Source organism: Streptoalloteichus tenebrarius (assembly GCF_024171885.1).
Lineage (GTDB): Bacteria > Actinomycetota > Actinomycetes > Mycobacteriales > Pseudonocardiaceae > Streptoalloteichus > Streptoalloteichus tenebrarius.
In genome coordinates this window covers 102,240-111,037 of sequence record NZ_JAMTCP010000021.1, presented here as the reverse complement: position 1 = coordinate 111,037, position 8,798 = coordinate 102,240, and the positions used below count along the sequence as shown (strand labels likewise).

The 8,798-nt window shown below is 72.7% G+C and carries 6 protein-coding genes and 2 tRNA genes; 2 read left to right on the top strand and 6 right to left on the bottom strand.

The features are described 5' to 3' along the window. Positions 1–286: 286 nt before the first annotated feature. From LX15_RS18355 to gltX, 4 genes are all read right to left on the bottom strand, one after another. Positions 287–359 (bottom strand) — tRNA-Glu (locus LX15_RS18355). Positions 360–410: 51 nt separating this feature from the next. Continuing rightward, a tRNA-Gln gene (locus LX15_RS18350) sits at positions 411–482 on the bottom strand. Positions 483–633: 151 nt separating this feature from the next. Next, entirely contained in the window at positions 634–1,398 is a 765-nt protein-coding gene (locus LX15_RS18345) for an HAD family hydrolase (RefSeq protein WP_253670838.1), read from the bottom strand. 71 nt (positions 1,399–1,469) lie between these two features. Beyond that, complete coding sequence (gltX, locus tag LX15_RS18340) at positions 1,470–2,972, bottom strand: glutamate--tRNA ligase (RefSeq protein ID WP_253670837.1); 1,503 nt, start codon at positions 2,970–2,972, stop codon at positions 1,470–1,472. 98 nt (positions 2,973–3,070) lie between these two features. Here gltX and LX15_RS18335 point away from each other — a divergent pair, with 98 nt between their 5' ends. Further along, a complete protein-coding gene (locus LX15_RS18335) occupies positions 3,071–4,327 on the top strand; it encodes an FAD-dependent oxidoreductase (protein ID WP_253670836.1) in 1,257 nt (418 codons plus the stop codon). A 137-nt stretch (positions 4,328–4,464) separates the two neighbouring features. Here LX15_RS18335 and LX15_RS18330 read toward each other — a convergent pair whose 3' ends face one another. Both LX15_RS18330 and cimA read right to left on the bottom strand, forming a co-directional pair. Then, positions 4,465–5,250 carry a fumarylacetoacetate hydrolase family protein gene (locus tag LX15_RS18330; RefSeq protein WP_253670835.1) on the bottom strand — a complete coding sequence of 262 codons (786 nt, stop codon included), beginning with the start codon at positions 5,248–5,250 and terminating at the stop codon, positions 4,465–4,467. A gap of 182 nt (positions 5,251–5,432) precedes the next feature. Beyond that, on the bottom strand, positions 5,433–7,055 hold the full coding sequence (cimA, locus tag LX15_RS18325) for a citramalate synthase (protein ID WP_253670834.1): 1,623 nt from the start codon (positions 7,053–7,055) through the stop codon (positions 5,433–5,435). A gap of 440 nt (positions 7,056–7,495) precedes the next feature. Here cimA and LX15_RS18320 point away from each other — a divergent pair, with 440 nt between their 5' ends. Next, entirely contained in the window at positions 7,496–8,764 is a 1,269-nt protein-coding gene (locus LX15_RS18320; RefSeq protein WP_253670833.1) for a Tm-1-like ATP-binding domain-containing protein, read from the top strand. The last annotated feature ends 34 nt before the right edge of the window (positions 8,765–8,798 follow it).

Sequence of the window (8,798 nt, the reverse complement as noted above, 5' to 3'; positions counted from 1 at the left end):
GGCGACCGGCTTGGCGACCGGCGTACGGCGATCGTCAGCGATGTGAAAGGCCGGGGTGAGGGGCTGGGGGGTGGCGGGCTCAAGGTGAGTGGCTCGAACAGCTCCGGCGAAGCCAGGAGCCCCCGACTCCACCACCCCACGAAAGCACCGCCAAGCCAAGAAAGCGAAGAAGAAAGACAAGAAGAAAAAAGCAACCAGCAGTTCGTGGGGGGCATGGGGGGCTCGGCCCCCCAAAATAACGGCGAAAGGGGCATGTTCCGAAAGGAACACACCCCTCCCACCCCTGTAGCCCCGACGGGATTTGAACCCGCGCTACCGCCTTGAGAGGGCGGCGTCCTAGGCCGCTAGACGACGGGGCCTTGTTCTTTTGTGGTGGAGAAACCGTACCACATCGATTCGGTCTCTCCTAGCTGGGGTACCAGGACTCGAACCTAGACTAACGGAGCCAGAATCCGTCGTGCTGCCAATTACACCATACCCCATCGGCGTCGGCCATCGTCCCGGGTTTCGGTCCGCTGTCCGCCCGACGTGAAGGAATACTAGCCCACGTTGGGGGCCGATGCCTAATCGACCCCCTCACCCGCGCTCTAGCTGGGCAAACGTGGGGGGCGACGGACGGGGTCGGGGGCCGGGTCACCGGCGCGCCGGGGGGACGGCGACCGCCTGTTCCCACGCCATGTCACAGACCAACAGCCCCGGCAGCTCCGCGAGGCTCGTGATGACGGACACGCCGGGCGGCGGCGGGGTCCGCTTCCCGTCGCGGTTCAGCCACACTCCGTGCAGCCCCGCGTCCCTGGCGCCCACGGCGTCGAGGTCGAGCCGGTCGCCGACGTGCACCGCCTCCCCCGGGTCGACCCCGAGGGCGAGGCAGGTCGTGTGGAAGATCACAGGGTCCGGCTTGGCCGCGCGGATCTCGCCGGCGATGGCGACGTGGTCGAAGAAGTCGGACAGCCCCAGCGCGTCGAGCTTGGCGCGCTGGTGGGCGCCGGAGGCGTTGGTCACGGCGGCGACGCGCAGGCCGGCGGCGCGCAGCCAGTCGAGGCAGGGCAGGACGTCGGCGTAGACGCTCCAGGAGCGTTCCATGACGACCTGGCGCCGGGCCTCGCGTTCGGCGATCTCGCCGTCGTCGAGGCGTTCGCCCAGATCGCGGTAGAAGGCGCGGGCGCGGTCCCTGCGCATGGTCTCGTAGTCGATCTCGCCGGCGAGCAGGCGCGCGAAGTGGCGTGCGTTGGCGCGTTCCCACAACGGCCACGCGTCGTCGCGTCCGGCGAGCGCCACCAAAGCCGTCCGCGCCGCCTGCCCGTAATCGACGAGGGTGTCGTCGATATCGAGGCAAACGGCGCGGATCGGGGTCGTCGTCGTTCTTTCGGGGACGTCAGTCGCTAAAGCGGATGTCACCAAGCGAGGCTAGGCGCGCACCCCTTGTGCTCGATTCGGCTGACAAGGTGATAAATGCGCCACTGACACGGTCAAGCGCGCGCGCTCACCGACGCCAGCGCGCGACCGAGCCGGCCGAGCGAACGCTCCCTGCCCAACAGTTCCATCGACTCGTACAACGGCGGGGACACGGTCCGTCCGGTGACGGCGACGCGCACCGGGCCGAACGCCTTGCGGGGCTTGAGCCCCAGCCCGTCCACGAGTGCGCCCTTGAGCGCCTCCTCGATGGCGGCGGCGGTCCACTCGGACAGGCCGCCCAACGCGTCCACCGACGCCCGCAGGACGGGCTCGGCGTCGGCCCCGAGCATCTTGGCTGCCGCGTCCGGCTCCGGGGCGAACGTCTCCTCGTCGGCGAACAGGAAGCCGACCATTCCCGCCGCGTCGCCCAGCACGACGCAGCGCTCCTGCACCATGGGGGCGATCGCGGTCAGCACGGCGCGCTGCTCGTCGTCGACCTCGGCCGGCAGCACCCCGGCCGCGCGCAGGTGGGGCAGGACCCGCTCCACGAAGTCCTCCGCCGGCAGCGCCCTCAGGTGGGCGGCGTTGATGGCCTCGGCCTTCTTGAGGTCGAAACGGGCCGGGTTCGCGCTCACCCTGCCGATGTCGAAGACCTCGGTCATCTCGGCCAGGGAGAAGACGTCGCGGTCGTCGGCGATCGACCAGCCGAGCAGGGCCAGGTAGTTGAGCAGGCCCTCGGGCAGGAACCCGCGCTCCCGGTAGAGGAACAGGTTGGACTGGGGGTCCCGCTTGGACAGCTTCTTGTTGCCCTCGCCCATCACGTAGGGCATGTGTCCGAAGTGGGGGGTGAACTCGGCGACGCCGACCCGCCGCAGCGCCTCGTAGAGCGCGATCTGCCTCGGGGTGGACGGCAGCAGGTCCTCGCCCCGCAGCACGTGCGTGATGCGCATGAGCGCGTCGTCGACCGGGTTCACCAGGGTGTAGAGCGGGTCGCCGTTGGCGCGGACCAGCACCGGGTCCGGCACGCTGCCGGCGCGGAAGGTGATCTCGCCGCGGATGAGGTCGGTGAACGTGATGTCGTGGTCGGGCATGCGCAGCCGCAGCACGGGCTCGCGGCCCTCGGCGCGGAAGGCGGCCTTCTGCTCGTCGGTGTGCGTGCGGTCGAAGTTGTCGTAGCCCAGCTTGGGGTCACGGCCGGCGGCGCGGTGCCGGGCCTCGACCTCCTCCGGGGTGGAGAAGGACTCGTAGACCTCGCCGGCCTCGACCAGCTTCGCGACCACGTCGGCGTAGATCTCCCGGCGCTGGCTCTGCCGGTACGGCGCGTGCGGGCCGCCGACCTCGGGGCCCTCGTCCCAGTCCAGGCCGAGCCACCGCAGCGCGTCGAGCAGCGCGGCGTAGGACTCCTCGGAGTCGCGCGCGGCGTCGGTGTCCTCGATGCGGAAGACGAAGTCGCCGCCGGTGTGGCGGGCGTAGGCCCAGTTGAACAGTGCGGTGCGGATCAGTCCGACATGCGGCGTCCCGGTCGGCGACGGGCAGAAGCGGACCCGGACCTTGCTGGTGGCGTCTGGCGTGCTCATGGCCCGGTCAGCGTATCCGTCCCCGCGGGGCTTGACCGAGTGGCGGTGCAGGCGCATCCTGAGGTTATTCAACCGGCGTTGAAAAGAGGGTGGTGGCGATGTCGACGACGGAGCGCACCAGGGTCTGCGTGGTGGGCGGCGGGCCAGCCGGAATGGTCCTGGCCCTGCTGCTGGCCAGGGGCGGGGTCGACGTCGTGGTGCTGGAGAAGCACGGCGACTTCCTGCGCGACTTCCGGGGCGACACGGTGCACGCCTCGACCCTCACCCTGCTCGACGAGCTGGGGCTGGGCCCGGAGTTCGCGCGGATGCCGCACCGGCTGGTCGAGCAGGCGGGCGTGATCCTCGACAGCGGCCCGGTCCAGCTCGCCGACCTGCGGCGGCTGCCAGGGCCCCACAGGCACATGGCGTTCGTCCCGCAGTGGGACTTCCTCGACCTGCTGGCCAGGGCCGGCGCGGCCGAGCCCCACTTCGCGCTGCGGATGAACACCGAGGCGACCGGCCTGGTGTGGGAGCACGGCCGGGTGGCCGGCGTCCGCTACCGCACCGCGGACGGGGGCGGCGGCGAGCTGCGCACCGACCTCGTGGTCGCCTGCGACGGGCGGCGCTCGGCGCTGCGGGCGGCGGCGGGCCTGCGGGCCAGGGAGTTCGGCGTGCCGATGGACGTGTGGTGGTTCCGGCTGCCCCGGCACGAGGGCGAGCTGACCGGCGTCGGCGGGCGCTTCGGCGGCGGGTGCTTCCTGGCGCTCATCGACCGCGGCGACTACTTCCAGTGCGCGTTCCTGATCAGGAAGGGCAGCGACGCCGTGCTCAGGGCCGAGGGGATCGAGGCGTTCCGGAGGAGGGTCGTCGACCTGATCCCCTGGCTGGCCGACCGGATCGACCACGTCCGGTCCTGGGACGACGTGAAGCTGCTCGACGTGCGGCTGGACCGGCTGCCCCGGTGGCACACCGACGGGCTCCTGTGCGTCGGCGACGCCGCGCACGCCATGTCGCCCATCGGAGGGGTGGGGATCAACCTGGCGGTGCAGGACGCGGTCGCCGCCGCCCGGTTCCTCGTCGGGCCGCTGCGGCAGGGGCGGGTCAGCCGGCGGGACCTGGCGAGGGTGCGACTGCGCCGGTGGCTGCCCACGGCCGTGACGCAGGGCATCCAGCGGCTGATCCACAGGAACGTGCTCACCAGGGCGTTGACCGGCCGGAGCAGTGTCGTCGGGCGGACGCGGCCGCCCCGCGCCGTCCGGGCGCTGCAACGCTTCCCGTGGTTGCAGGCGGTCCCCGCCTACCTCGTGGCCATCGGGCTCATGCCGGAACACGCCCCGGACTTCGCCCGCCGCACCCCCAGTCGAGTGGGTGGCTGACGGGGGCACGCGAACGCCCCCGGCACGCGCGCGTGCCGGGGGCGTCGTCCGTCCGGTCGGGTGTCCAGTCGTCCCTCCGGCCGGGACCCGAGGTCCGACCCCGTTCGGGTCCGGCGTCTCAGGACCGGTCCGGCGTCTCAGGACCGCAGGCCCACCGGGTTGCTCAGGGTGCCGATGCCCTCGACGGTGACCGACACGGTCTGGCCGGGCCGCACCGGGCCCACGCCCGCCGGGGTGCCGGTGAGGATGACGTCGCCGGGCAGCAACGTCATCACCGAGGAGACCCACTCGATGAGCCGGGGCACGTCGTGGATCAGCCGCGAGGTGCGGGCGTCCTGCCGCACCTGCCCGTCCAGCTCGGTGCGGATGGCCAGGTCGGCGGGGTCGACGGTGGTGTCGATCCACGGCCCGAGCGGGCAGAACGTGTCGTAGCCCTTGGCCCTGGCCCACTGGCCGTCGGCCTGCTGCTGGTCGCGGGCGGTCACGTCGTTGGCGACCGTGTAGCCCAGCACCATCTGGGCGGCGCGCTCCGCGGGCACGTCCCGGCAGGGCCGGCCGATCACCACGGCCAGCTCGCCCTCGTAGTCCACCCTCGTGGAGTTGGCCGGCAGCTTGATCTCGGCGTTCGGGCCGACCACGGCGGTGGGCGGCTTGAGGAAGATGACCGGGTCGGCCGGGGCGACGCCGCCCATCTCCTCGGCGTGGTCGGCGTAGTTCTTACCGACGCAGACCACCTTGGACGGCAGGATCGGGGCCAGCAGCCGGACGTCGGCCAGCTTCCAGGCGCGCCCGGTGAAGGTCACCGTGCCGAACGGGTGCTCGGCGATCTCCGACGCGACCTGGTCGTCCAGCGCGGCGCCGGGCTCGCCTTGGATGGCCGCGAACGCGATGCCTTCGGGGTGGACGATGCGGGCGATGCGCACGGACGCTCCTGTGGTCTGGTGAGCCTGAGGGGACGCCGAAAACGGTAACCCAGCGGCCGCGACGCCCGCCGGAAGTGTCCGCCCCGCCGGGTGACGTCCCCACAGCGGCCCCGCGGCCGCCCCGCGGCGGCCGGGCAGCGCCGCACGCCGCCCGGCCCGACCAGGGGCGTTCCCCCGGCGGCTCAGCCCACCAACTCCCGCACGGCCAGCGCCTTGTAGACCAGCGCGTCGCACAGGGCGAGCCAGCTCGCCTCGACGATGTTGCCGTGGACGCCGACCGTGGTCCACTCCCGCTCGCCGTCGCTGGACTGCACCAGGACCCTGGTCACCGCGTCGGTTCCCGGGTGCTCGACGAGGATCCTGACCTTGTAGTCGGCCAGCTCCACGCTGGACAGCCACGGCATCGCCGGCTCCAACGCCTTGCGCAGCGCCGCGTCCAACGCGTGCACCGGGCCGTTGCCCTCGGCGGTGGCGATGATCCGCTCCCCCGCGACCCGCAGCCGGACCGTCGCCTCGGAGACCACCTCGCCGTCGGCGCGGTGGTCGAGCACCACGCGGTAGGACTCCAGCGAGAACGGGGCCTCCGTCTCGGACTCCTCCAGCTCCCGGCGCAGCAACAACTCCAGCGACGCGTCGGCCGCCTCGAAGGACCAGCCGCGCGCCTCCAGCTCCTTGACCCTGCGCACGGCCCTGCCGACCGCGTCGGGTCGGCCGGCCAGGTCCAGCCCGAGCTCACGCCCCTTCAGCTCCAGGCTGGCCCGGCCGGCCATCTCGGTGACGAGAACCCGCATCCCGTTGCCGACGGTGGCCGGATCGACGTGGTTGTACAGCTCCGGGTCCACCTTGATCGCGCTCGCGTGCAGCCCCGCCTTGTGGGCGAAGGCCGACGACCCGACGTAGGCCTGGTGGGTGTCGGGCGCGAGGTTCGCGATCTCGGCGAGGGCGTGCGAGACGCGGGTGAGTTCGGGCAGCGACTCCGCCGGCAGCACGGGCATGCCGAGCTTGGTCACGAGGTTGCCGACGACGGCGAACAGGTCGGCGTTGCCGGTGCGCTCGCCGTAGCCGTTCGCCGTGCACTGGACGTGCGTGGCGCCGGCCTGCACCGCCGCGACCGTGTTGGCCACGGCGCAGGCCGTGTCGTCCTGGCAGTGGATGCCGACGCGGAAGCCGGTGCGGGCCACGACCTCGGCGACGGTCTCCGCGATCTGGAGCGGGAGCTGCCCCCCGTTGGTGTCGCACAGCACCACGACGTCGGCTCCGGCGTCCACACCGGACTGCAACACCCGCAGCGCGCAGTCGGGGTCGAAGGCGTAGCCGTCGAAGAAGTGCTCGGCGTCGAGGAAGACACGCCGACCCTCGGAGACGAGCAGCCGCACGGTGTCGGAGACCATCGCCGCTGCCTCGGCCACGTCGGTGCGCAGGGCGCGTTCGACGTGCCGGCGGTCCGACTTCGCCACCAGCGTCACGACCGGGGCCCGCGAGTCGAGCAACGCCCGCACCTGCGGGTCGTCGGCCGCGGCGACGCCGGGCCTGCGGGTGGAGCCGAAGGCGACCAGCGCCGCGTGCCGCAGCTCCAGCTCGCCCTCGGCGGCGCGGGCGAAGAACTCGGTGTCCTTGGGCAGCGCGCCCGGCCAGCCGCCCTCGATGAACCCGACGCCCAGGGAGTCCAGCAACCGGGCCACGGCCAGCTTGTCGGTCACGGAGTAGGAGATGCCCTCGCGCTGCGCGCCGTCCCTGAGCGTCGTGTCGTAGACGTGGAACGAGTCGCCGAGCGGGGTGCCGGTCGGGGCGGTGGGGCGGTTCACGGTGGTCTCCCTGGAGCGGTCGGGGCGGTCTGGGAGGGCTGCGGCCTCGGAGAGGGGGTTGGGGTGGCGGAGGGGGACGGGAAGGGACGGGAAGGTCGGGCGGGAAAACAAAAAGACCCCCCGCGGATGCGAGAGGTCTGCGCGTCGGGGGTCACGGGCACCGGTGCCCGGATCATTCACCCGACGCGCCAGCCAATGATGATCACGCTGGAGCGAGCCACGTCCCCGATGCTGCCACAGCCCTCCGCCTCGTACCAATTCACGGACGAGTGATCCCAGTCCCTGGAACACGGCGTGATCATCAGGCGCCCCGCCTCCCACCGCCGATGATCGCGGAGCGTGGTCGACCCGCGCCCGGTTCCACCCGCGAGGAGGCTGGGCCGGGTGCTCCGGCCTCGGCAGCCTGTGGCCGATGTGGTGGGTGGGACCGGAGGACTGAGATGACCACTGTTGTGCTTGTCGGGACGTTGGACACCAAGGGGACGGAGTTCGCCTGGCTCGCGGAGCGGGTCCGCGCGGCGGGCTGCGAGACCGTCCTCGTCGACAGCGGGGTGATGGGCGCGCCCCTCGTGCGCGCGGACATCGACCGCGCGGAGGTCGCGGCGGCGGCCGGGCACGACCTGGCGGCGCTCCGCGCCCGTGGCGACCGGAACGCCGCGGTGAGAGCGATGGCCGAAGGCGCGGCCCAGACGCTGCGCCGACTGCACGCGGAGGGACGCCTGCACGCCGCGCTGTCCCTGGGCGGCTCCTGCGGCTCGGTGATCGCCAGCACGGCGATGCGGGCCCTGCCCGTCGGCGTCCCCAAGCTGCTCGTCTCCACGATGGCCGCCGGCGACTGCGCCCCGTTCGTCGGCTCGACGGACATGACCCTGATGCACAGCGTGCTCGACATCGCCGGGATCAACCGGTTCTCCGAGCGCATCCTCGGCAACGCGGCGAGCGCGGCCGCGAGCATGGCGATCGCCTACCGCGCCAGGGAGGGCGCCGAGGCCGCGCGGGCCGCGTCGGGCGGCGAGCGCCGCCCGCTCGTGGCCACCACGATGTTCGGCGTCACCACCCCGGGCGTGACCGCGGCCAGGCGGCGCCTGGAGGAACTCGGGTACGAGGTGCTGGTGTTCCACGCCAACGGGACCGGGGGCAGGGCGTTGGAGGAGCTGGCCGGCGGCGACCTCCTGGCCGGCGTGCTCGACCTGACCACGACCGAGCTGGCCGACGACCTGATGGGCGGCGTGCTGTCGGCGGGGCCGCGCCGGCTGGAGGCGGCGGGGCGGGCCGGGCTGCCCCAGGTGGTGAGCCTCGGCGCGCTGGACATGGTCAACTTCGGCGCCAGGGAGACGGTCCCGGAGCGGCTGCGCCACCGCACGATCCACGAGCACAACCCGACCGTGACGGTCGTCCGGCTGACCGCGGCCGAACAGGCCGAGCTGGGCCGGCGGATCGCGGCGAAGCTGGTCGCCGCCACCGGCCCCGTCCGGGTCCTGGTCCCGCTGGGCGGGCTGTCCGCCTACGACGCTCCCGGCCAGCCCTTCCACGACCCCGAGGCGGACCGCGCGCTGGTCGAGGCGCTGCGCGCGGGCGTGGCGGGCTCGCACGTGGAGCTGTGCGAGATCGCCGCGCACATCAATGACGAACGGTTCGGGCATGCCGCCGCCGAGCACTTCCACGACGTGCTCAGCACGAGCCGGCTCCGTCAGCCGCTCACCGTCTGACGCCCCGCCCGGCTCACACCGGGAAAGGCCGGGG